The following is a 23,175-nucleotide window of genomic DNA, read 5'->3' as shown; positions in this document are numbered from 1 at the left end:
GCCCCTTTCGTTTTCTTCTACACCAGGCCAGTCAGGCTGTAAATCGCGATCACAGCAAATACGGCAGCCGTTTTGATGAGCGTGATCGCAAAAATATCGCGATACGATTGCCTGTGAGTCAGTCCCGTCACAGCCAGAAGCGTAATGACGGCGCCATTATGCGGCAGTGTGTCCATCCCGCCTGACGCCATTGAAATGACTCGATGCATCACCTCTGGCGGAATATTGTAAGCCTGAATCGCCTGTAAGTACTGCTCTGACATCGCGCTTAGCGCAATGCCCATACCACCTGAAGCCGAGCCGGTGATTCCCGCCAGCGCAGTTGTCGTAACGGCGCCATTGACAAGCGGATCGGTAAAAGTATGAGAAATTCCGCTGCTCAGCTTATGAAACCCCGGCAGCGCGGCGATAATGCCGCCGAACCCATACTCGGCACCCGTATTCATAGATGCCAGCAAGGCACCACCGATCCCTTCATTCAGCCCTTCCTTCATTTGAGCAAACACGCTTCTCCAATCAAATAAAATCGTTGTGATGATGCCGATCACTAAAGCAATCTCCACCGACCAAATGGCAGCGGCAGAAGAAATATCAAGCCTGCCGAACTCCTTTAATCCTATGGAGGAAAAATCAAATCCATTCGGATACCACTTTGGCAGGTAAATGGTGAAGCATTTATTCACTGCACCGACAAGAATAAGCGGGACAAAGGCAAGTGCATCCCGAATCGGGCTTTTGTCCGGTTTAGCACGGGACTCAGTCGATTCAGGCGCAGCATTCAGCGAATCAAAACCGCCATAACCCTCGCCAGATGCCTGCGCTTTTTTCCGCCTTGATTCCAAATAGAGCATCCCAGCTGCCAGCACAATCACTGCTCCCATCAAACCCAGCCAAGGGGCGGCATAAATGTCTGTTTTGAAAAACGCCGTCGGAATGACATTTTGGATTTGCGGCGTTCCCGGAAGCGCGTCCATCGTAAACGTAAAAGCCCCTAAAGCAATCGTTCCGGGGATGAGGCGTTTCGGTATGTTTGCTTCTTGGAACATGTTTTTCGCAAAAGGATATACGGCAAATACGACAACAAACAGGCTGACGCCGCTGTACGTCAAGACAGCGCCCATCAGCACAATGGCAAGTATCGCTCTTTTTGCCCCGACAAGCCTGACAATCGTTTTCGCGATCGATGCCGCAAGCCCAGCCATTTCAACGACCTTTCCAAAAATCGCACCGAGCAAAAAAACTGGGAAATACAGCTTAATAAACCCCGCCATTTTCTCCATAAAAATTGATGAGAAAAAAGGAAGCACATGGCTTGGATCTGTCAGCAGCACCGCGAATAACGCACAAATCGGCGCAAACAATATGACAGAAAATCCCCGATACGCCGTAAACATCAGCAAACCTAACGCCAATAGAATGATGATCAGTTCCACACACATCCCCCATTTCCGCCAACTAGAAAGCGTTTACAAAACCTGTCCGCATCGGCTGTTTCCGTCCCCTTTCCATATGTACGAGAAGTGTGGGCCAACTATTCCGATTAAAAAAGGAAAGCCCCTTTTTTCGGAGCTTTCCTCTGCCATTCATTTCATTCCTATTAGGATATCAACATCAACCGTAATATCGGCTGATGTCATCTCTTTCAGCAGGCTGACTCGGTCTTTCGGCGCCGACCAGGCAAGCGGCGTCATCTTGAGAAGCCAGTGGATCGCCTGCCGGTCAAGCGTTTTGATATAGCGGAGCCTGACAGGACGGCTGTGCGCCGCATGTGCTGTAAAACGCTCAACAGCTGCCGCATTAGAGTACGTACGCCTCGGTGAATCAGTATATAAAAATTGCCTTAATTCTATTAAATAATCGCTTCGCGGCACTACTTTTATGAGCATGCCATCATCCTTCAGCAGTCTATGAAACTCTGCATAATTAGATGGCGAAAAAATAGACAGAACAACATCAAATTGGCGATCATGAAATGGAGCACGCGCCACATCGGCAACCGCCCACATCTGATCTTTGAATGCCTTAGAAGCTTTTACAATCCCATCCTTCGAAAGATCGATGCCGATTCCCATCGCTTCTTTCCCTAAATAATCAAACCCGCAAAGCGCATTCAAATGAGAACCCTCACCGCAACCGCTGTCCAGGATGGTGAATGCCTCTTGACCGGATTTGGGATGGCTGATGAGTTCTGCAATCGTATCATGGAGCGGCTCAAAAAAACCACATTCTCCAATCAGCCTGCTCCTCGCTTCAAAAAGCTCGGCACCGTAACCGGATTTGACCGGCTTTGTCAGGAAGTTCACGTAGCCGTGCCGAGATAAATCAAATGTATGCCGCCGTTCTGTACAAATCAAGCTTTTTCCTGATGCCGCATCCATGGAAGAACCGCAGAGCGGACATCGAAACAAGCTGATATCAACGGTTTGCTTCATGATAAAAAACACCTCATTCATTCATTTTTAGATAAATGAAAAAGGCATAGACAAATAAACCTAGGCCTATCTCAAAAATTGGCCAGGTCTGGCAGTTTGTCTACACCTGTCATTATCTATAACGAATGAATTGGATAATCATGAAAAAAACTCCCTTTTTGCTGTATGGGTTTCCCCGTTTCCATGATACAACAAATCTCCAGTAGCTGGAACCTTATCGTGAAGAAAAATCAGTACTGACATGCTGGTATCCTGCCAAAATCATATCAACATAGCAATCCAGCATGTTTTTCCTTTATTTTCTCATTTCAGAATATAAATTTTATTATTGTGAAAATAGTTAAAAAGGTTGATTTTCAAAAAGTGAAAGGATAAAATACTGCTATCATCTTAGAAAAAGACATTCTTGTATATGATCAGTAATATGGTCTGATTGTTTCTACCTAGTAACCGTAAAAAACTAGACTACAAGAAAGTTTGAATAAATTTGAACGAGTTGAAAAGGACAAGTTCTTTTCTGTTTGCTCTTATTTTTCACACTTTCTGCACTTCCAGAATTTGTGAAGGATAAGAGCTTTTTTTGTTTCCATAATAACCCTCATAGGAGTTGCTATCATGTACTTTTTACTAAACCTTGTTGGTCTCATTGTGATTATGGCAGTTGTATTCCTATGTTCTCCGCAGAAAAAGAAAATCAAGTGGCGTCCGATCATGACATTAATTGTTCTGGAATTGCTGATTACTTGGTTTATGCTGGGAACAAAAGTCGGAAGCTGGGCCATCGGTAAAATTGGTGATTTCTTCACTTGGCTGATTGCTTGCGCCAGTGACGGTATCGCGTTTGCCTTTCCGTCAGTGATGGCGAATGAAACAGTAGACTTTTTCTTTAGTGCGCTTCTTCCAATTATCTTTATCGTCACATTCTTTGATATTCTAACATATTTCGGAATTTTGCCTTGGCTGATTGATAAAATCGGATGGGTGATTTCAAAGGCTTCCCGCTTGCCGAAATTAGAAAGCTTTTTCTCTATTCAAATGATGTTCCTGGGAAATACGGAAGCACTTGCGGTCATCCGCCAGCAGCTTACGGTATTAAATAACAACCGCCTTCTCACATTCGGCTTAATGAGCATGAGCAGCATAAGCGGCTCTATTATCGGATCTTACCTGTCAATGGTGCCGGCGACATACGTGTTTACAGCGATTCCTTTAAACTGCTTAAATGCGCTGATTATCGCAAACCTGCTGAACCCTGTTCACGTGCCGGAGGATGAAGATATCATCTATACACCGCCTAAAGAAGAAAAGAAAGACTTTTTCTCTACGATTTCTAACAGTATGCTTGTCGGCATGAACATGGTTATCGTGATCCTGGCCATGGTGATCGGATATGTTGCACTAACGTCAGCAGTAAATGGCATTCTTGGCGTTTTCGTACACGGCCTGACCATTCAGACGATTTTTGCTTATCTGTTCAGTCCGTTCGCATTCCTGCTTGGATTGCCAGTGCATGATGCGATGTATGTTGCTCAGCTGATGGGCATGAAATTGGCAACGAACGAGTTTGTTGCGATGCTTGACTTGAAAAACAATCTCAAATCCCTTCCGCCTCACACCGTTGCGGTGGCGACGACATTCCTGACGTCCTTTGCAAACTTCAGTACGGTCGGCATGATTTACGGCACGTACAACTCGATCCTTGACGGAGAAAAGTCAACGGTCATCGGGAGAAACGTGTGGAAGCTCCTCGTCAGCGGAATTGCGGTATCTTTATTAAGTGCTGCGATTGTCGGCCTGTTTGTGTGGTAGAAACATTGAGCCATATCCCTTTTCGGATATGGCTCTTTTGATTATTGAAAAATAGAGGCTGGAACCTGCACATCCCGAATTCCTGCTACATAAGGCCCCAAGTCATACTGGCCGAAGACGATGGCGATCCCGTTTGCCGTAAAGTAAAACATTGTGTTTTGGTTTAGGGTGATATCCTCTTTCTTTACATCAGGGAAAAACAGCTCATCGTGTTTTTTGATATAACTATACAGATAATCTCTCGTTTTGCTCACTTTTGTTTTGGTGTTCAGAATCTGATTCAGCGTCACGCGCTTTTGTGTGTTCAAGTCATAGTTGAAAGACTGAACAGACGTTAAACCATGGGCGCCGCCTGAATAGATATAATTGAGCGTTTGAATGCTGAGTTTGCCCGCCGCATTGTATTTGACGCTGAAGGATGTTTGATATTCCGTTTTGAAGCCTTGTTGTTCACCTGCTTTTTTGTTTTTCAGGTATTCCTGATACGATTGTTCAATGTAGGCTTTCAGCTCTTGATTGATTTTCTTTTCAAAAGCGGCATTCCCGATGTGATGCACTTGTGGATACTTTAATTCCTTGATTTTTTTGTACGTATAGGTGCTGACAGTCGGTTTTTTCGTTTGAACTGCGTTTAAAGATGGGGCCGCATATGCAAATACGGAAAAAAGCAAGACTGCAATCCCCGCAGCTTTCAGTATGTTTTTCCACTTCATTCGATCTCCTCCTTTGATGTCGCTGTTTATCATTCCCTTATTTAAGCAATTCACACTTTTATAGACTGAATAAGTCGAAAGAAGTTTCTAGGTCTAACAGCATGATTTTTCCCACTAAAAAAGAGACACAGAATGTCTCTTTTTTATCGCCCGGAAATCGCTTCATGAACAGCTTGTGCCAAATCTGTATTTCCGAACATCTCTAATACCGCAATGACAGTCTGGTTCGGAATGTGCTCTGCTTCGTGTTTTGGCACGACCAGATCGTCCATGGTTTTTTTCAAGCTTTCATTCAGCTTTTGCTGCGGATACGCTTTGGCGTACAGCTCCATCGGATCAAGGTCATGGTTCACGCACCATTGGGCAAACACCAAAATCATCATATTTTCGTCGCGTTCGTAAGCTTCAGCGAGCTGTTTTTCGTTCATTTGTCATGCTCCTTATGAAAAGTATCTTCCTTAAAGATACAGGAGCCGATCAAATTCGTCTATCCCAATGGCGATGAGCGGCAACCGCATCAATAAATGTCTTGCTGAATGCGGTGTAGTCAGATTCATCTTTAGCCGTCACGATGCCTGGTCCCTCTGTTGTTCCGACAGAGGATTGAAGAAGGTCAATTCCTTCATTTGCCGCACCGATCGCCTTGTAGTGGTCGTAAGATTCCCTGATAAACGCCATCGCTTGTTTGTTGTCTTTTAACTCCGGCCCTCCTGCGGCATAGACGGCATCATACAGAACCGAGTCAACAGTCAGAAACGTGCCGCCAGCCTCCAGCTGCTGTCCGGTGTCGCTTGTCATATACCCAAGATTTTGACTGATAATATCCACTGTAACTCCTTCATTCTTTAAAGCATCCAGCACTGTTTGCAGCTCTTTTTCGTGAAATCCGTTTCCAGCAAGTACAGCGACTTTTCTTGTTGACGCGGTTTTCACTGTACGGGCTTGGCTTAACGCAGGCGAAGTAAGAATTTCTTTAGATGCTTTACGCTTCGCTGGCGCCGCCACACCTACTCCTTTGGCGATTTCTTGCGCCAAATCTTCATCGACATTGCTGAAGACATCAACGACTTGCCGCTGGACGTCCTTGCTTTTGACCTTCCCGACCTCGAAGCAGAAAGCAGAAATGATGTGCTGCTTCTCCACTGGAGACATGCTGTTCCAGAACAGCTTCGCCTGTGAGTAATAATCGTTGAAGCTGTCGCTTCGCTGGCGGATTTTTTTGCCCTCGACTTTTTCCTGATAGTGGACGTATCCGCCTTCTTCAGCTGTCGCAGGCGACGGATCATTGTTTTGCAGAGAGTTTTTATGATAAGCGACAGGTCCCTTATTGATCGTCATCCGGTGATAGCCGTCATACTGGTTGTTATGGAATGGACATACCGGCCGGTTAATCGGAAGCTCATGGAAGTTCGGGCCGCCAAGACGGATGAGCTGTGTATCTGTATAAGAGAAAAGCCGCCCCTGCAGAAGCGGGTCATTTGTAAAATCGATGCCCGGGACGACATTTCCAGGGTGGAATGCGACCTGTTCTGTTTCCGCAAACACATTATCCTGGTTGCGGTTCAGCGTCATTTTTCCAATGATTTTCACTGGCACGAGCTCTTCCGGCCACAGTTTGGTCGGATCAAGAATATCAAAATCAAACTTAAATTCATCATCTTCATCAATCATCTGCACGCCAAGCTCGTATTCAACCGTGCCGCCGTTTTCAATCGTTTCCCACAGATCGCGGCGGTGGAAATCGGGATCTTTCCCGGCAATTTTTTGCGCTTCATCCCATACGAGAGAATGCACGCCGAGCACCGGTTTCCAATGGAATTTCACGAAACGCGCCTTCCCTTGCTCATTGACAAAACGGAACGTGTGGACGCCGAAGCCTTCCATCATTCTGTAGCTGCGCGGAATGCCTCTGTCTGACATCGTCCACATCACCATGTGAGCCGACTCAGGGTTATTGGCGACAAAATCCCAAAACGTATCGTGAGCAGTCGCAGCCTGAGGCATTTCATTGTGTGGCTCAGGCTTAAATGCGTGAACCAAATCCGGAAATTTGATCGCGTCCTGAATGAAAAACACCGGAATGTTATTACCCACAAGGTCACAATTTCCTTCTTCAGTATAAAACTTTGTCGCAAAGCCTCTGGCATCCCGCACCGTGTCTGCGGAGCCTTTAGAACCCGCAACCGTAGAGAAACGGACAAATACCGGTGTCTTCACTGAAGGGTCCTGAAGAAATTTGGCCCGTGTGTACTCGGTCATTGGCTCGTAAACCTGAAAAAAGCCATGCACGCCATACCCGCGCGCATGCACAACGCGCTCCGGAATCCTCTCATGGTCAAAGTGCGTCATTTTCTCCCGGAAGTGAAAATCCTCCATCAGCGTCGGGCCGCGAACCCCGGCTTTTAACGAATGCTCATCCTCTGACACCCGCAAGCCTTGGTTTGTCGTCATTTTCTTCCCGCTGTTATCGGTCCTGTACTGTTCAAGCTGCTCGTCCTTTGAGTGTTCATTTACACGTTTATTTTGATCATTACTCATGTCTAGTCCCCCTTTTTAAAACGAAACATTCTACAGCACATTTACCCGTGGCGTTCTTGATATAAACTGCCAATCCGCTCAATAGGATTTTAGGTCTACATATCAGGATGAGGTCATACACATTTGAAATAAGCCTTCTTTACAAAAATAAATTATGGAAGCGCTTACGAAAAAAGCTGTTGAATAGGGGAGGTCATATCATGCTTGCCATACTCGGTTTTGTGATGATGATTGTTTTTATGTACCTTATTATGTCTAACCGGCTTTCCGCACTTATTGCTTTGATTGTCGTTCCTGTTGTGTTTGCCCTGATCAGCGGATTTGGCAAAGATCTTGGAGAGATGATGATTCAGGGTGTTACAGACCTCGCTCCTACCGGAATTATGCTGTTATTCGCCATCCTGTATTTCGGCATTATGATCGACTCAGGCCTGTTTGATCCTCTCATTGCCAAAATCTTATCGTTTGTCAAAGGAGACCCGTTAAAAATCGCCGTAGGCACAGCGGTTCTGACCATGACCATTTCGCTGGACGGAGATGGGACAACAACCTATATGATTACGATTGCGGCGATGCTGCCACTGTACAAACGGCTCGGCATGAATCGTTTGGTGTTAGCAGGAATAGCGATGCTCGGTTCGGGGGTTATGAATATTATCCCGTGGGGCGGGCCGACTGCGAGGGTTTTGGCTTCCTTAAAATTGGACACGTCAGAGGTCTTCACGCCGCTGATTCCTGCCATGGTCGCCGGTATTCTCTGGGTGATCGCCGTTGCTTATATCCTCGGAAAGAAAGAGCGGAAGCGGCTCGGCGTCATTTCGATTGATCACGCACCGTCTTTCGATCCAGCGGCTACGCCGCTGAAGCGTCCCGCTCTCCAATGGTTTAACCTGCTGCTGACTATTGCTCTGATGGCCGCTCTGATCACCAGCCTGCTGCCGCTCCCTGTTCTTTTTATGATCGCGTTCGCCATCGCCTTGATGATCAACTATCCAAATGTCAAAGAGCAGCAGAAACGAATCTCAGCGCATGCGGGTAACGCGTTAAACGTTGTCTCAATGGTGTTTGCGGCAGGGATATTCACAGGCATTCTCTCCGGCACAAAAATGGTGGATGCCATGGCGCATTCTCTCGTTTCACTCACCCCTGACGCCATGGGCCCGCACCTGCCGTTGATCACTGCGATCGTCAGCATGCCCTTCACCTTTTTCATGTCGAATGACGCCTTTTACTTCGGTGTCCTTCCCATCATCGCCGAAGCTGCTTCCGCTTACGGAATAGACGCCGCTGAAATCGGAAGGGCCTCCTTGCTGGGTCAGCCCGTGCATCTGCTCAGCCCGCTCGTGCCTTCCACCTATCTACTAGTCGGAATGGCAGGCGTCAGCTTTGGCGACCATCAAAAATTCACTATTAAATGGGCCGTGGGGACAACGATTGTGATGACGATTGCGGCGGTTTTGATTGGGATTATTTCGTTTTAATGAGAATAGGATTTCCCCTGGCGGAAATCCTTTTGTTCTGCATAATTTAAAAATCGAAGAGCATACTATGGAAAAATCAAAATAAAAAGGTGATTGCATGAATTTTGCTTGGGAAGCACTCATTTTAATTATATCAGGCATCATATTTCTAAGAATTTCAGGAAGAAAGTCAATCTCTCAGATGACATTAGCACAAACTGTGGTGATGATTTCCATTGGAACGATTATTGTCCAGCCGATTATAGAGACAAGTTTATGGAAAACCCTTGTGGCAGCCGGTATTTTTACTGCGGCTTTAATACTCATGGAATGGTTCCAGGTGAAGGCCAATTGGATGGAAAAGTTCTTAACCGGCAAAGCGAAATTGGTCATTGAAGATGGCAAACTCAATATAGAAAATATGAAAAAACTGCGGCTGACAGTTGACCAGCTTGAAATGCGATTGAGGATTCATGGAATCTCCAGCATAAAGGACATTAAGAATGCAACGATTGAAGCAAACGGCCAAATAGGATATGAATTGCAAGATGACAAGAAACCGCTCACGATGGGTGAATTCAAGAAATTGATGAATATGCCGGCCGCAAACACAGTTAACCAGCCTGAACCAGAAAATCAAGAAAACATTTTTCAAGAAATAAAAAACGGTCATTCTACACCTTCTGGCAAACTAAAATAAGGCTGTTCCTTGTGCAGAAACAGCCCGAGCGAATGACCTTATTGGATATATGAAATGACTGGCAGACTTTCAACACCCGATGCATTGAAAACGCTGAGAAAGTCGATTGCTTTGCCGGTTTTTACATCTACGATTAAAATATGATCTCCGTAGTATTGATCATCTGCATCTAGTCTTCTAAGTGTTTTTTGCCTAATGTATCTGAAAACATTGGATTAATCAGACCGATAAAAAACTGATTTTTATGAATCAAAAGAGGACTGATATAATCTCGATAAGTATTGCCCAGATCAGAAGATTCACGCCAACAACTTCACATTACAATTCATTAGAGCCTGGCTGTATTGAGGCAGCAGACTCTTATCACATTTGACTTTATTTTTTTGTATAGCGCACCCAGTCGTAATGAGCGTATAGCGGATTTACACCATTGTAGGAACCGAGCCAATCATCGACACCCGTGCCATTCCACAGGTTCATCATGATTTTTCCTGGTGTTGTCGGAATTTGGTTTGTTGCAGTATGTTTTAATTGCCCATCGACATACCATTTAATAGAGTTTGGCTGCCAATCGAACGCATACGTATGATAGGCATTGGCTGTATCAAACCCGAGATCCACAATCTTCTCATGGTTTCCTGCACCATTTGTATAATAGTTAAATTGAACCTTTGTTGTGTCTTTTCCTAAAAATTCGATATCAATCTCATCCCAAGGGGTTCCATCTGTTGGACCTGTGTAAGTGAAGAACGATGAAACGATCCCTGTGTTTTTAGCTGGTTTCATTCTGACTTCATATAGTCCATAGCCATATGTTTGGACAGAGCGGTTTTCCCCGCAATCAAACTTGTTATAAGATGGACTTGTTAGCGCTAAACGCATTTCACCCAATGACGTCATTGATACGTTGTTAGCACGCCAAGTGCAGTTGAACATATTTCCATTTGAATAACCATCTGCTTTTTGCCAAAAGCCAGAGTTATAGCCGTTAAAAGGGTCAAAAAACGATCCACCTGTTTGAGCCGAGGCAGTAGAAGTAACTGCAACCAAACTCATAAACAATCCAGTGACAAGAAGCAACAACACTCGTTTCAGATAAGGCATATTGGCATTCCCCTTTCATTGAAAGCATTTTCTATGTTGATCTTACATGATTCTTTTAAAAGGGAACATCGGTCAAAATAATGATAATAACGAATCTTACTGATTGCTATGATCACCCTCCCTCTTAAAAAATAAAAACCTAAATTACCATTAGCCCAGACATAAATGATCCGCACTCATTGTAATTTAGGTTTTGCCTGCTTTATCAGTAACAATCCTACCATCATCATATTGAAATGTAAGAAAAAACGAACACACGAAAATAAAAATGTCAGCGCTCTCATTATGCTTGTTTGACTATCCTTTCTATGTGAATCGTTAAATACAACAGCTCGTCACTTGTGAGCTTGTGCTCATACTCCCGCTCAATGTAGGTTTGGATTTTCTTCGTGCAGTCATACGCCCGATGATACTTTTCTCTCACTGTCTCCAGCAAAAAATCATCCTGGCTTTCCATATGTGTACCGTTAAAAAGACGCTGTGCGAAAAACTTTAAGTGGGTGACGAACCGATAATAGTGAAGCGATTCTTCGTTGAATTCAATTTTAAAATGGTATTTTACAATACTCAAAATCTCTTGCATGACTTTTGTAATGTTGATGATATTTGGCATCTCTTCATTCAGCTCGGCATTGACAATATGCAGAGCAATAAAGCCTGCTTCATCCTCTGGCAGAGACACGCCAGTCTTGTTTTTTACCATGGCCAACGCTTCTTTGCCAATGGCAAATTCGTCTTTATACAGCCGTTTTGTTTCCCACAGCAAGGCGTTTTTGATATCAAGCCCTTTCTGATTGCGCTGGATGGCAAAGTTAATATGATCGGTCAGCGACACATAGATGCTGTCGTTGAGCTTTTTGCCGAGCTGTAATTTTGCGTAGCTGATAATCTCTTCGGATACTTCCATGCACTCGATCGGTATATCATACAAAAGGGTTTTAAATTTTTCTGATACATCCTTGTTATCGAGCGTAAACACCTTCTCAATGCGGGCTTCATCGACATCATCGCCGGACTTTTTCTGGAACGCGAGCCCCCTGCCCATGACAACCAACTCTTTTCCCTGTTCATTGACAACGCTGATCACATTATTGTTGATCACCTTCGCAATTTTCATGACATGTCCCTCCAATCAACTAAGAACAGGCTACATCTTGATTGTACATTCTTTTTGCACTAGGTCAATATCATCAGGGAAAGGCGAGAACCAGTTAGTACAATTCACTCAGTACCGGCTGTCCGGGCTGTTTTTGAAGCAGCGCCTCCAGGTGGCGTTCAAATAATGCCTTATCCGCTTTCTGCTTTTTGACAATGCTATTTATGATTTTGACGCTTTCAGCGCTGTATTGTGTATATTGTTTTTTCAGCTGATCCAGCTGCTGTCTTGTCGTCTTCGCGTTTTTCGGTGTGACTTGACTGATGAGGTTGATCATACGGCCTGTGATCTCAAAAAAAGCGGCTCTATTTTCTGTCAGCTGCTGAATTTCGCTGCGGATCATCTCTTGATTTCGCGTTTTTTCAAGCAAGGCGATCGCCTCGCTGTTTTGTTTTTTGAGCGATTTGCTTTCAATTTTAATCGATTCAAGGTTCTCTTTCGCAATGTCTGCTTCTTCTTCAGTCATGCTGCTTCGCACGAAGTATTCTGGATTGCCGATTCCATAATCAAATGCTTCGCTCACTATGATCATGGAACTGAACACAATGGCCAGCTGCCTTTCGCTTGCAAGGGCTTGGAAATTCTGCTTTTTCTTACTGCTCATCGGTTTGGCTGCGGTTTGTTTTACTGTCTTTTGATCACAGTCTGCGAACGTCTGAGCCTCACCTTCACTTTCGCATGCGCTCATCACAAGAACTGTGACCAGCAGGCTTATACACAAGCCTATTCGCCTCATGCTCTGTCTCCTCTCTGCTGAAGCCTTCTGGAAAATACCATAAAATATAGTTAAATGGTACCAGATGCACCTAAGCCCAGCAATAAATCAAAAGTATGATTTGAAGCGAAAAAACATAAATATTTTGTAAAAATTGACGTGCATTCCATTCTTTTCAGGCCCATTTCTCGTACAATAGAAGTATCGTTACCGGAGAGGGGCTCTGATGATGAAACGTTTTACGAAACAAGAAAACAGCTGGGTGTTATATGACTGGGCAAATTCGGCTTACTCAATTGTCGTGACCACCGCGGTGTTTCCGTTATTTTATAAATCAGCGGCTGCGGAAAGCGGTGTCAACGCCGCTCAATCGACTGCCTATCTGGGCTATACCATTGCGATTTCAACGTTTATTCTTGCATTGCTCGGGCCGATCTTAGGCACGATCGCCGACTATGAAGGGTGCAAGAAAAAGTTCTTCGGTTTCTTTGTGTCAGCCGGTGTCGCCAGCACCGCGATGCTCGCCTTTATCCCTAGTGAACATTGGCTGCTATTGTTACTGTTTTATACGATATCGGCTATCGGTTTTTCCGGCGCCAATGTGTTTTATGATGCCTTTCTCGTTGACGTCACGCCTGAGAAACGAATGAATCTCGTCTCAGCACGGGGTTTTGGCTTAGGATACATTGGAAGCACGATTCCATTTATCATCAGCATTGCTGTCATCCTGCTCGCTCAAGCAGAAACAATTCCAATGTCTGTATCGGCTGCAAGCCAGCTGTCCTTTTTTATAACGGCTGCTTGGTGGGGGCTGTTCACCATCCCCATGATCAAACATGTCCATCAACGCTATTACATCAAAAGAGAACCTCATATTGTCATCAACAGCTTTAAGCGGCTCGGCCAAACGATGAAACGGATCAGGCAATACCGGGCACTGTTCCTCTTTTTACTCGCTTATTTCTTTTATATCGACGGTGTCGGCACGATTATTACGATGTCGACATCCTATGGATCAGATTTAGGGATCGGTTCCTCAAGCCTTCTGATCATCCTATTTGTCACCCAGGTCGTCGCCGCGCCGTTTTCGATTGTATACGGAAAACTGGCAGAACGCTTCACGGGGAAGACAATGCTGTACGTTGGGATCGTTATTTATATGATTGTCTGCGTGTACGCCTATTTTATGGAGACAACGATTGATTTCTGGATACTGGCCATGCTTGTCGCCACCTCGCAGGGCGGTATTCAAGCCCTCAGCCGTTCCTATTTCGCCAAGCTTGTGCCAAAGCGCCACGCCAATGAATTCTTCGGTTTTTACAACATTTTCGGGAAATTCGCCTCAATTATGGGACCGCTGCTCATTGCCGTGACCGCCCAGCTGACCGGAAAATCCTCGACTGCGGTGTTCAGCCTGATCATTTTGTTTGTGATTGGCATTGTGATTCTTGCCTTTGTTCCTGAGGAGACCAGCGCCGATGTCAGCCAGCAGCAAAATGACCTGCCCCTTTAACTGGGAGCAGGTCATTCATCATTTATTCGCTTTATTCACCTTGAGCTTTTTCCCTTTGACGGTTGTGTTCTTCATCACTTGGAGAACATGAGGGCCTTTCCCATTTAAAATCTCAACGTATGAGGCGTTATCCATAATCGTGATGATGCCGATGTCATCAGCTGACACACCGTCAATTTTTGCAATCGTTCCTACAAAATCAACGGCTCTGATTTTCTTTTTCTTTCCGCCGTTAAAATATAGCTTCATAATGTCTTTATTCAGCTCTTCGCTTTTGTCCTTTTTGCTACCCGGACGGTCATTCAGTTTAGCTAGAAATTCAGGTTTCTTCCTTGCCACTTCCTCTTGAGAAGGGGCTTCTATTTTTCGAATCTCAAATCCGATATATTCTTCAATGTCGGCTAAAAACCGTTTTTCGAAGGCCGTGACAAACGAAATGGCCTTTCCTTTGTTCCCTGCGCGTCCCGTTCGGCCCGTGCGGTGCACGTAGCTTTCCTTTTCAAGCGGCAGATCATAGTTGATGACAAGGGAGATATTTTCAATATCAATCCCGCGCGCAGCGACATCTGTCGCGACTAGGTAACGGTACTCGCCCCGTTTAAATTCATTCATGACGTCGAATCGGTCTTCCTGAATCATTCCGCCGTGAATTTTATCGCATGGATATCCTAAGTCATCCAATTCATCGGTCAGCTGATTGACGTGCTCCTTCGTTCGGCAGAAAATGATGCAGCTATCGGGATTCTCCGTCATCAGCACATCTTTCAGCAATGAAAATTTATTCTCTTCTCTTACTTGAATCACCGCATGTTCAATATTCCTTGTGGTTAGGCCGGCCGCTTTGATTTCGATATGCTCCGGGTTTTGCATATATTGACGGCTCAGCTTCTCGATATCCTGCGGCAGCGTTGCCGAAAACAGCATCGTCGTGCGCTCAGTCGGCAGATGCTTGATAATCGCCTCCACCTGCTCGATGAAGCCCATATTCAGCATCTCATCCGCTTCATCAATGACCAAATAAGAGAGACGATCCAACGGCAGCGTGCCTTTTTCAATATGATCCAGAACACGTCCCGGCGTGCCAACAACAATGTGGCTTTTTTGCTTAAGCTCGGCTTTTTGTTTATCGAAGGAGGACTTTCCAAATACAGCTGTCGCTTTGATTCGTTTAAATCGTCCGATGTTCGTGATATCCTCTTTTACTTGCACCGCAAGCTCACGGGTCGGTGTTAAAATAAGCGCCTGCGGCTTGTTTTCATCCCAATCCGCCAGCTCACAGAGAGGAATCCCGAACGAAGCCGTTTTCCCGCTTCCCGTCTGTGATTTGACGACAAGATCCTTTCGTTCAAGGGCAGCCGGGATCACGCTCTGCTGCACCTTGGTCGGTTCTGTATATCCCAGTCCTTCCAGTGCTCGTAAAATGTCATGACTGATTTGATAGTTTTTAAAATGACTCATGTATAAACTCCTGTCTCTTGCAGATGTTCTCATTATACTCTAATTGACGAAGGCGTATGTGTTTTGTCGAAAAAATGACGTGTTAAAAGCCATCGATTCCCTGGCGTTTTAGCTCTTGAACAGCCAATCGCGCCAGTGCGTCGGCCCCCGCGCGGTTCGGATGCAGCGTATCTCCGTCCATATAAAGCGCGAGTGTTTTTTCCGGACCGATCGATGTAAAGTATGCCGAGCTGAGGACATTTAAGTCAATGAGATGTGTTTTTTCCTCTTCGGCCAAAGCCAAAATAGAGGCCCTGTACCATCTGTTGACAGACGAATGGATGCCTTCAGAAGTAAAATCGGTCGCCCGGCCCTGAGGCGTTGATAGGATGACGTCCGCTCCTTTCGCTTTCACCTGGCGGATCATATCACGCATCATCTCTTTAAACTCCGCTTCAGATTCATTATGCTTCGGATTTGTGTCATTAATGCCGAGCTGCAAGATAAAATAATCCCCCGGCTTGATGTACTTCAGGATCGCCTCAAGCTGTCCATCATTTCTGAATCCTCTCGCGATCTGTCCGCCAGACGCCATGTTCCTCACTTGAAAGGTGTGTTTATCGATATAGTGAGGCAGCATCTGCCCCCAGCCCGCCTGCTTGCTGCTGTTGAGCGGATAATAATTGCACACCGTCGAGTCGCCGCCGACATAAATGGTTCGGTTCGTCACCGGCTGATCAGACAGTTTCTTTATTTTCAAGGCGCTAAGCGTAAAAGCGGTGCCTGCCTTTCCCTCTGTCACCAGCAGATTCAGCTGCCCGTCGGTGACAGGAATTTGGAACGTATCCTCCGCGCCATCCCCCGTCATATTGATGACCTGAAACACGCCCTCCGCCGCCACACTGGCCCTTGCCGTATTGCCAAGCGTCACTTTCACCTCATAAAGGCCGTTCGGGAGATCCACTTGAAACGTGTTATTGCTTTTCGTCCCATACGCTAAAAATTGAACCGCATCACTCTTCACACCAGTCCCGGATGCCGCCACATCCTTCATATTCTCCGGTGTTTGAAAACCGTATCCCTTTGACGGGTCATACCGATCAGACGCCCTGACACCAATATAACCAGGCTCCACCGAACCGTTTCCAAAGTCAAACTGATACACCTTCTGCTCCGCTGCCTTTACACTCTCATTCCCGTCAAAACACAGCATCAACATCATCACAAAAACCGCTGCCATCCATTTTTTCATCAAGACTCCCCCTCTATGAAAACGAATACATTAATGCATACTCGGTGATTGTTTCTTTATGATGGCTGAAGGGAGAAAAAAATGGCGTTGAGGAATAAAAATGAGGGGAGAGTCTCAAGAAGGGGAAAATCAGTGTGACTTCTTGTCACACTTGATCACATCCCAACCTCCGCAATAGAAGCTTATTTGGTCTTCTTCGTCATACACATAATAACGGAGTCTTTCCCATTGATCATCAGTCGGTTCAATCTCCAACTCAACCGCATCGATGGATTCAAGGTCATCCAGCTTTGATGCACTAATGTTTTCAAACCGCAATTGAATGTCACAGGTTTGAGCAGATAGTTTTAATTCAAACACAGGAATTTGAATATAACGATCATCTTCTTTCATATAGAAAGAAAACTCGTTTAATGTAAATGGACCTGTATCCTCATCAGAAAGATGCTTTTTCAATTTCTCGTATTGTGTGATATTCAAATGAATTCCCCCTATTTTTATGACTCACCGCCAACCATATAGATGTCCACAGCATCGAATTCAAACCACATGATCCGTTCGCCTGAGTCCGTTAGGCATTGGAGTTTGCCTTCGGAAAAATAGCTTTTATCCGGTTGAGGATTAGTGATCAGAAAAACATCGTCATTGATGGAAGCTAGTAGAAAGAGATAACCTGCAATGTCACGGTCTGCTTTCTGTATTACGGATTCGAAACGGAATTCCCTTTTGCCCAGCTTCGTCACCTTGTAAGCATGTCCTTCAAAATACTCGGAAAGGTGTTCTATAAATGAACCAGTCGTTATTACCTGTATCATGATTCGATCGTAGGCAAGCCCTTCCCAAAAACGATAAAACGACTCTGCATCTTCAAGTTCACAAGACATAACAACTTGGTGAGGCTTAAGAACGATCATGTCCAAATTGCCGATACTGCTTATAGAGGTTATTTCCATAAAATCTTCCCCTTATCAGTTGGATAGCGCAACACAAATCTCTTGTCTGACTTGTTCATACAATAATATGTGACAATACAAATCGGTATCGTTTTTAATCATGGCCGTCGAGATTTCAGGGTACAGCTCAAAAAAACTTTTCTCCAACGAACGCCGCTGATGCCGGGGCATCCTTTTATTCGCCAGCACATAATCCAAACTGCCATCAACTAGCATAAAAAACTCATAGATGTCCGCTTCAAAGCCGTACCGTTCATCAGGATACGGCTTTTCTTCAAGCTCTCGCTGTCTTTTTTTCAGCTGTTCAAACACGCTGATTCTCTCCTCACCCTATTCAACTTCCATCACCTCATATTGCCGGCAATAAAAACGGAACGTCTCCTCTTCCCATTCTTCCACAAGGTAGATGCCTTGCGGTTGCGTTTCAATATGGAGAAGTCCATCAGATAGACCCGATATGGTTTCGATTTCTCTTATTGTAACGCCTGAAACGTCTTTGAATATGACAACAATCGTACGTGAATGATAAACAGCTGCTAACTCAATCGTATAAATGGCACCAAGCACGTGATCTGTTTCCCGATAAAAACGCCATTTCTTGATATGCTGAAACAAAATAGGAGTAGCTCCTGAAATACTCAATTTTGATTCCTCCGTTAATAGCGTCTCTATACTCCATACTCACAGTAAGGCTTCAAGTCAGGAAAAGAATCCTTCAACATTCTTTCTATGTTTTCATCGGTCACTGTAAATATAATATCTGTTGAATCAAAGAAACCGACTTCGAAAATACATTCTTTCACAGGGGAGATATAATCATCTTCATAAAAGTCAGTATTCCCATCAACAAACGGAACTTGTGTTATATCATACAGTATCGTCTCTTTAGGCACAGCAGTTAAAATAGAAAATATCACATAAATCTCATATTCATTTAATATACGATGAAATTCCTCACCTGTAATAAAAGATAGTCTTCACGCTCGCCAATGATATCGTTCCAATGATCCTTATCCGAGGATACATCCATCATATTTAAAATATCGCCAATGACCCAATGATACTCAGTGATACGTAAGGGGAATTGTTTGAAAAAATCATTTAAGAGAAAAAGTTCAGTATTTGCACATTCCAGACAATACCTGCTCATATGTGCCTCAACCTCCCCCTAATAAAAGCCCTTCTTACAACTCATACTTAATCAATTCCTCTATCGAGGTTCCCTTGAAATATTGATAAAGAATATCCTCAATACTAAGGTGACCAAATAGCCCAATCGGGTTGCTAAAGGTCTTCCCCCGTTTTTCATCAACCTCTATTAAATCACTCTCTGCCGCTAATGAATCGTCTTGGCTAATGAGGTATTTTCCATCTTCATACATGACAAATGTTATAGTAGAATGATCAAATTTTTTCATCAAATCTATCGGCACCTTGGAAACAACCTTCCAATTCCCCTGAAGAAAGCCTGTATATCCTGTATTCGCAATAAAAAGGGTTCTTTGCTTTTCTGCCATCATGAGAGAAATGTCTTTTTTACTCAAGCGTTGATCTGTAAAAATATCAAAATACTGAATTAGAAGATCATCATTTTTATCTGTTGCTAAATCTCCTTTTACCACTAATGCATATGTGAACTGATTGATTTTCCGTAAAGGGATTTCAATGACAACACCAGGCCTAACTTCACTTAAAGTAGTTCTTTTTTTCATCTTTAGGTTGATATCGGTGACTTGTTTTCCTTCTAATTCTTTAAAAAGCAAATCGCCGTCTGAGTTTAATACCTGAAAGAGAGTATAAATAAATTCATTTAGAGTAGGCTTGCGATCCAATTGTTCCAGGAACACAGCGTGAAAATCTTCGATGGCGTCGTGACAAATATCCAAACCATCATCACTTACGAATATCTTTTTATTTTTATATTTCTCTTCCCAAAAGCCCATGTTTCACCTCCGTTTTTGAAAACACTCATCTATTTTGAAACAGAATCGGCGGATATTTATCAATTGTCTCCAACAGCTCTTCACCAAACACAGTGATTGTCAATTTCCACGGGTCTCCCAAAAGTCCCCAAGAGAAGTCCTGATGAAAAAAGAAATAATAGTCTCCATTTGGAAATACGGGAACAGGCCATTCGCCAAATTCATCCTTAGGCATTGCCTGATGAGGACTAAAGGTATATCCGTCTTGCTGCCAATCTAGTGCGTACATTACATCTTTCTTTCCAGTACATAATTGAAATGCTTTTAAAATAGAAGTCTCTAAATCACTCAGCACTCCACTCACATCATTATGACCAGCTTTACTGCTCATCGCGCTTGAGATATCAAACACTCGATATGGATCAGGCGGAATGATGTGATGACATCTGCTTCCGGGTTTCCATTTTATGAGCTTGTTCACTTCTGACCAGATGCGGTCTTGTTTTGTCTGACTTAAGGCGCGCCAATTCATCAGGATCTCATCCCTACGCCTATTGGATATCCTGTTTATAAACACCAGAAGAGGCCACTGCATAAACAGCGTTACTTGTCAGTTACTGCTGTTGAACGTCTAGGGCTTCACCGTTCGAGTCACAGCATGTTATCTCTTCCATCTCTTGACTCACATCGGCAGAAATCAAATAAAGAGACGACTCAAGCTCTTCACTGTAACAATTGAACGTCCCAACCAAAAAACCTTCTTCAGATATCGCAAGCTGATAAAATGCTTCTGAGTTCGGCTCTTTATCCGACAGAATCCATACCCGCCTCACGACCGTGTCGTCAAACGCAGCAATGACTGCATCTCCGTAATACAGCATGTATATCAGTCCGTCTTTTTCTGCAAGTGCATAGCAGTCATCTACCACGGGCGCATATATTTCTGAAAGCTGTTGATCAATGTGAGTTTCCTTTAATTGTCCGTCTAAAGTGAAGCACAGCACACTTTGTCCATTTGAGTTTTCGTCATCATAAATACCTTCATCGCTTAAACCGACCCATAGGTTTTGTTTTTCATCCAAAAGACAGCAGGAAACCCCCTGAAGGCAAGTGAAAAGCACTTTCCACCCTTCCCTCTTCTGAAAAAACCTTTACCTTCGGCTTATACGATTCGTAATAAACGAAGACATAGCCATCTGCACATTGTTGAAAGAGCTGAATATCGCTGTATGCAATCTGCTCTTTCACTCTAAAATCCCGAACGTCACCGAAAGGATCATAGGTTGTAATGGTGATATCACCTTTCAACCCTTTTCCAATGTAGACACGCCCCTGTGGATCAGCATGGAAAAAACAATCTTGGGTGTTCGTGTTGATGATTTTATTCATTTTTAATTTTTTCATTGATCATGCTCCCAGGTTATAAATTCTCTTATTCGTTAACCTTATACGCATAAAATTGTTTTGAATCAAAAGAAACAGTCTCAGCCTCTACAGCTATTAATCTTCTGTTTATGTCAACGAGAAAATTTGCATTTGATTGATACTCTGGAATTACAGGATTTGATAGGTTTCCGATTCCTTCCGGATGATAACTAATCTCGAAAATTTGCCAATTAAACTCCTCCGGAACAGCCCTTTCCAATCGAATATCCCCATCACCTCCATTAACATAAACAGAAGCTACATTTTGAAAAATAATATTATGCGTATATTCAGCTTTATTTTGAACAACCTGAATCTCAAGTAAGAGTTCTTTTTTAAAGAACTGATAATCGACCTTTAAAACATTGCAACCCCCATCAATATAATCTATCCATTGTTCAATTGTTTTGTACATTCTTCCTCTCCTGACTAATCTCTGTTTATATATCAATAATTCCAGACAAATTATTTAATAATTGTTAAATGATATTTAGAATATTTTCTCTGTTTATTGATCCTATTCTGATAGTCTCGGAGTCTATTATTTCTATATGGCAGAAGACCACATTCAGTAAATCTTTAACAAGTGTTTTTTCTGTTAAATGAACTCTGCTCAATATATCTTTTAACTCAACATTTTTTTTTCAATAAAATGATATTCTCATGAGCAACAATTATGTTTTAAATTCTTCTGCTGATGTTTTCATAAAAGAAATTTTTTTATAATTAAACAAAGTATTAGTTTTTAAATTCGCAGAGTATATACAATCATTGCTATCATTTTTGATACCGAGTAAGAGTATATTTCATATTGTTCATTTTCTATATTTTTCAATACATCGAATATTATATACTCTATTGTTTTATATTCTTTTTCAAGCCAATCATAGTCATTAAGAGTTGATATTTCATAAAATAGTACATTCACTTTTCCCCTTACCGCAATTGTGAAAGCCTTTTTCCCCACCAAGAATTTGAAATAATTGTATTATTGATTTAACATGTTAGCGTCATTGGAATAGGATTACAATATTTTTCTGGAATGTTTATATTATTTTAAGAATCAAAAAAAGGCCGCATAGGCCTTTTTACATTTTTTCATTATTGGATTTGTTCAATATCCGTACCTTCAGCTGCCACATTCTCCTTCCCCCGCCTCCTGACAAGCGTCAAGGCCATGCCCGCAAAGATCAGCACGATGCCGAGCGTTTGATAGAGGTCAGGGCGGAAACCTGTGAAGACGGTATCGAGCACGATCGCGACAGCGGGGTCAAGAAAGACAATGATTGAAATAAATTTCGTTGATAAAAATCGCAAGCTGTCAAAAAATAACAAATATACAATACCCGTATGAATAATACCGGTAGATACCACCATAATCCAGTTTCCCTGAGACAGGTCAGCAAAAGCGCCGAAGTGAATAAACGGAATCAGGATGATAACTCCTAAACCCGTTTGCAGGAAGGTAGTCGTGTAAGGGCTGAGGTTTTGAATGCCTTTTCCCAATAAAGTGGTGAACGCATAAAACAGTGCGGCGAGAACGGCCCAAATGATCCCTGATCCCATCAGCTGTGTCAATGAAGTACTGCCGTTAATCCCGGAAATCAGCGCAGTTCCCAGAAAACAGATGATAATGGAGCTGACGGAGATGACATGTAGTCTCTCTCTGTAGATGATGCTTCCCAGGAGAAGAACAAGCACCGGTGCTAGGTGATAAACGGAGATAGCAATTGTAACGGACGTTTCTTCAAAAGACTTAAATAAGAACACCCAGTTGAATACAAGAAAGAAACCGCACGCCAATGTTTGCAGCACGTCTCTCTTTCTCCATTTTTCAGTTTTATATTGGCCGGACGCCAGCCAGCAAAAGCTTAAAAATAGCGTCGCGCAAAGGCAGCGGACAAAGACCAATTCAAATGACGGCAAATTGGTATGCTCTGAGAAAAAGCCGATGGAGCCGAAAATCACCATAGAGATGACCATTTTGATTACGGCTGTTGATTTTTGTTTTGGTGTGATTGAGAGATCTTGCTGCATCAAGCGTAT

General features: G+C 43.5%; 22 protein-coding genes, 3 pseudogenes and 1 riboswitch. Of the genes and pseudogenes, 4 read left to right on the top strand and 21 right to left on the bottom strand.

The window, feature by feature from the left end; genetic code table 11:
• Positions 1–17: 17 nt before the first annotated feature.
• Both QA442_RS01770 and QA442_RS01765 read right to left on the bottom strand, forming a co-directional pair.
• Positions 18–1,433 carry a GntP family permease gene (locus QA442_RS01770; RefSeq protein WP_095431074.1) on the bottom strand — a complete coding sequence of 472 codons (1,416 nt, stop codon included), beginning with the start codon at positions 1,431–1,433 and terminating at the stop codon, positions 18–20.
• 150 nt (positions 1,434–1,583) lie between these two features.
• Positions 1,584–2,432, bottom strand: a complete 849-nt coding sequence (locus QA442_RS01765; RefSeq protein WP_095431073.1) for a methyltransferase domain-containing protein — start codon at positions 2,430–2,432, stop codon at positions 1,584–1,586.
• 386 nt (positions 2,433–2,818) lie between these two features.
• Positions 2,819–2,920, top strand: a riboswitch (purine riboswitch).
• A 127-nt stretch (positions 2,921–3,047) separates the two neighbouring features.
• Between QA442_RS01765 and QA442_RS01760 the strand changes: the two genes are divergently transcribed.
• The gene (locus tag QA442_RS01760; RefSeq protein ID WP_014665943.1) at positions 3,048–4,241 is read left to right on the top strand and encodes a NupC/NupG family nucleoside CNT transporter; all 1,194 of its coding nucleotides are present in this window, start codon (positions 3,048–3,050) and stop codon (positions 4,239–4,241) included.
• 41 nt (positions 4,242–4,282) lie between these two features.
• Here QA442_RS01760 and QA442_RS01755 read toward each other — a convergent pair whose 3' ends face one another.
• The 3 genes from QA442_RS01755 to QA442_RS01745 all read right to left on the bottom strand — a co-directional run bounded on the left by QA442_RS01755 (position 4,283) and on the right by QA442_RS01745 (position 7,492).
• Positions 4,283–4,954, bottom strand: a complete 672-nt coding sequence (locus QA442_RS01755) for a DUF3298 and DUF4163 domain-containing protein (protein ID WP_095431072.1) — start codon at positions 4,952–4,954, stop codon at positions 4,283–4,285.
• Between the two features lie 143 nt (positions 4,955–5,097).
• A complete protein-coding gene (locus QA442_RS01750) occupies positions 5,098–5,382 on the bottom strand; it encodes a hypothetical protein (RefSeq protein WP_014665945.1) in 285 nt (94 codons plus the stop codon).
• 49 nt (positions 5,383–5,431) lie between these two features.
• Positions 5,432–7,492: a catalase gene (locus QA442_RS01745; protein ID WP_095431071.1), complete on the bottom strand. Its 2,061-nt coding sequence runs from the start codon at positions 7,490–7,492 to the stop codon at positions 5,432–5,434.
• A 200-nt stretch (positions 7,493–7,692) separates the two neighbouring features.
• On the opposite strand from QA442_RS01745, the gene citH reads away from it, so the two are divergent.
• Entirely contained in the window at positions 7,693–8,973 is a 1,281-nt protein-coding gene (citH, locus tag QA442_RS01740) for a citrate transporter CitH (RefSeq protein ID WP_095431070.1), read from the top strand.
• 97 nt (positions 8,974–9,070) lie between these two features.
• Complete coding sequence (locus QA442_RS01735) at positions 9,071–9,652, top strand: DUF421 domain-containing protein (protein ID WP_095431069.1); 582 nt, start codon at positions 9,071–9,073, stop codon at positions 9,650–9,652.
• Positions 9,653–10,027: 375 nt separating this feature from the next.
• Here QA442_RS01735 and bglS read toward each other — a convergent pair whose 3' ends face one another.
• The 3 genes from bglS to QA442_RS01720 all read right to left on the bottom strand — a co-directional run bounded on the left by bglS (position 10,028) and on the right by QA442_RS01720 (position 12,648).
• Positions 10,028–10,756: a beta-glucanase gene (gene bglS, locus QA442_RS01730; protein WP_095431068.1), complete on the bottom strand. Its 729-nt coding sequence runs from the start codon at positions 10,754–10,756 to the stop codon at positions 10,028–10,030.
• Between the two features lie 283 nt (positions 10,757–11,039).
• Entirely contained in the window at positions 11,040–11,873 is an 834-nt protein-coding gene (gene licT / locus QA442_RS01725) for a transcriptional antiterminator LicT (RefSeq protein WP_069150604.1), read from the bottom strand.
• Positions 11,874–11,967: 94 nt separating this feature from the next.
• Entirely contained in the window at positions 11,968–12,648 is a 681-nt protein-coding gene (locus QA442_RS01720) for a hypothetical protein (RefSeq protein WP_095431067.1), read from the bottom strand.
• Between the two features lie 205 nt (positions 12,649–12,853).
• Here QA442_RS01720 and QA442_RS01715 point away from each other — a divergent pair, with 205 nt between their 5' ends.
• Positions 12,854–14,140, top strand: coding sequence for an MFS transporter (locus tag QA442_RS01715; RefSeq protein WP_095431066.1), 1,287 nt, complete (start codon positions 12,854–12,856; stop codon positions 14,138–14,140).
• A gap of 18 nt (positions 14,141–14,158) precedes the next feature.
• Here QA442_RS01715 and dbpA read toward each other — a convergent pair whose 3' ends face one another.
• From dbpA to QA442_RS01650, 13 genes and pseudogenes are all read right to left on the bottom strand, one after another.
• Positions 14,159–15,598 carry an ATP-dependent RNA helicase DbpA gene (gene dbpA, locus QA442_RS01710; protein WP_095431065.1) on the bottom strand — a complete coding sequence of 480 codons (1,440 nt, stop codon included), beginning with the start codon at positions 15,596–15,598 and terminating at the stop codon, positions 14,159–14,161.
• An 82-nt stretch (positions 15,599–15,680) separates the two neighbouring features.
• Positions 15,681–16,829: a rhamnogalacturonan acetylesterase gene (locus QA442_RS01705; RefSeq protein ID WP_095431064.1), complete on the bottom strand. Its 1,149-nt coding sequence runs from the start codon at positions 16,827–16,829 to the stop codon at positions 15,681–15,683.
• 351 nt (positions 16,830–17,180) lie between these two features.
• Positions 17,181–17,309, bottom strand: a pseudogene (locus tag QA442_RS01700) (hypothetical protein); the annotation flags it as partial.
• Between the two features lie 17 nt (positions 17,310–17,326).
• On the bottom strand, positions 17,327–17,782 hold the full coding sequence (locus QA442_RS01695) for a hypothetical protein (protein ID WP_095431062.1): 456 nt from the start codon (positions 17,780–17,782) through the stop codon (positions 17,327–17,329).
• A gap of 15 nt (positions 17,783–17,797) precedes the next feature.
• Positions 17,798–18,094 carry a YxiJ family protein gene (locus QA442_RS01690; RefSeq protein ID WP_095431061.1) on the bottom strand — a complete coding sequence of 99 codons (297 nt, stop codon included), beginning with the start codon at positions 18,092–18,094 and terminating at the stop codon, positions 17,798–17,800.
• Between the two features lie 18 nt (positions 18,095–18,112).
• Positions 18,113–18,424 carry a hypothetical protein gene (locus tag QA442_RS01685; protein ID WP_243571690.1) on the bottom strand — a complete coding sequence of 104 codons (312 nt, stop codon included), beginning with the start codon at positions 18,422–18,424 and terminating at the stop codon, positions 18,113–18,115.
• A gap of 292 nt (positions 18,425–18,716) precedes the next feature.
• Complete coding sequence (locus tag QA442_RS01680; protein WP_251988911.1) at positions 18,717–18,932, bottom strand: hypothetical protein; 216 nt, start codon at positions 18,930–18,932, stop codon at positions 18,717–18,719.
• Positions 18,933–18,966: 34 nt separating this feature from the next.
• Positions 18,967–19,725, bottom strand: coding sequence for an Imm26 family immunity protein (locus tag QA442_RS01675; RefSeq protein WP_095431060.1), 759 nt, complete (start codon positions 19,723–19,725; stop codon positions 18,967–18,969).
• A 25-nt stretch (positions 19,726–19,750) separates the two neighbouring features.
• Positions 19,751–20,239, bottom strand: coding sequence for a DUF2716 domain-containing protein (locus QA442_RS01670; protein WP_095431145.1), 489 nt, complete (start codon positions 20,237–20,239; stop codon positions 19,751–19,753).
• A gap of 16 nt (positions 20,240–20,255) precedes the next feature.
• Positions 20,256–20,708: pseudogene (locus tag QA442_RS01665) on the bottom strand (hypothetical protein).
• Positions 20,709–20,780: 72 nt separating this feature from the next.
• Positions 20,781–21,108, bottom strand: a pseudogene (locus QA442_RS01660) (DNA-binding protein); the annotation flags it as partial.
• 28 nt (positions 21,109–21,136) lie between these two features.
• Positions 21,137–21,544 (bottom strand): YxiG family protein, encoded by a 408-nt coding sequence (locus QA442_RS01655; protein WP_040081327.1) that lies wholly within the window; start codon positions 21,542–21,544, stop codon positions 21,137–21,139.
• Between the two features lie 686 nt (positions 21,545–22,230).
• Entirely contained in the window at positions 22,231–23,166 is a 936-nt protein-coding gene (locus QA442_RS01650; protein WP_014665964.1) for a DMT family transporter, read from the bottom strand.
• Positions 23,167–23,175 lie beyond the last annotated feature (9 nt).

It is taken from the genome of Bacillus stercoris, from assembly GCF_029772985.1.
GTDB lineage: Bacteria > Bacillota > Bacilli > Bacillales > Bacillaceae > Bacillus > Bacillus stercoris.
This window is presented reverse-complemented; position numbering and strand designations above follow the sequence as displayed.

Coding starts and splice junctions, on each gene's coding strand:
- QA442_RS01765 (WP_095431073.1), bottom strand. CDS start 2,432: ATGAAGCAAACCGTTGATATCAGCTTGTTTCGATGTCCGCTCTGCGGT.
- licT (WP_069150604.1), bottom strand. CDS start 11,873: ATGAAAATTGCGAAGGTGATCAACAATAATGTGATCAGCGTTGTCAAT.
- QA442_RS01735 (WP_095431069.1), top strand. CDS start 9,071: ATGAATTTTGCTTGGGAAGCACTCATTTTAATTATATCAGGCATCATA.
- QA442_RS01650 (WP_014665964.1), bottom strand. CDS start 23,166: ATGCAGCAAGATCTCTCAATCACACCAAAACAAAAATCAACAGCCGTA.
- QA442_RS01750 (WP_014665945.1), bottom strand. CDS start 5,382: ATGAACGAAAAACAGCTCGCTGAAGCTTACGAACGCGACGAAAATATG.
- QA442_RS01675 (WP_095431060.1), bottom strand. CDS start 19,725: ATGGGCTTTTGGGAAGAGAAATATAAAAATAAAAAGATATTCGTAAGT.
- QA442_RS01715 (WP_095431066.1), top strand. CDS start 12,854: ATGATGAAACGTTTTACGAAACAAGAAAACAGCTGGGTGTTATATGAC.
- QA442_RS01745 (WP_095431071.1), bottom strand. CDS start 7,492: ATGAGTAATGATCAAAATAAACGTGTAAATGAACACTCAAAGGACGAG.
- QA442_RS01695 (WP_095431062.1), bottom strand. CDS start 17,782: ATGGAAATAACCTCTATAAGCAGTATCGGCAATTTGGACATGATCGTT.
- QA442_RS01755 (WP_095431072.1), bottom strand. CDS start 4,954: ATGAAGTGGAAAAACATACTGAAAGCTGCGGGGATTGCAGTCTTGCTT.
- dbpA (WP_095431065.1), bottom strand. CDS start 15,598: ATGAGTCATTTTAAAAACTATCAAATCAGTCATGACATTTTACGAGCA.
- QA442_RS01705 (WP_095431064.1), bottom strand. CDS start 16,829: ATGAAAAAATGGATGGCAGCGGTTTTTGTGATGATGTTGATGCTGTGT.
- QA442_RS01760 (WP_014665943.1), top strand. CDS start 3,048: ATGTACTTTTTACTAAACCTTGTTGGTCTCATTGTGATTATGGCAGTT.
- QA442_RS01680 (WP_251988911.1), bottom strand. CDS start 18,932: ATGAGCAGGTATTGTCTGGAATGTGCAAATACTGAACTTTTTCTCTTA.
- citH (WP_095431070.1), top strand. CDS start 7,693: ATGCTTGCCATACTCGGTTTTGTGATGATGATTGTTTTTATGTACCTT.
- QA442_RS01720 (WP_095431067.1), bottom strand. CDS start 12,648: ATGAGGCGAATAGGCTTGTGTATAAGCCTGCTGGTCACAGTTCTTGTG.
- QA442_RS01655 (WP_040081327.1), bottom strand. CDS start 21,544: ATGTACAAAACAATTGAACAATGGATAGATTATATTGATGGGGGTTGC.
- bglS (WP_095431068.1), bottom strand. CDS start 10,756: ATGCCTTATCTGAAACGAGTGTTGTTGCTTCTTGTCACTGGATTGTTT.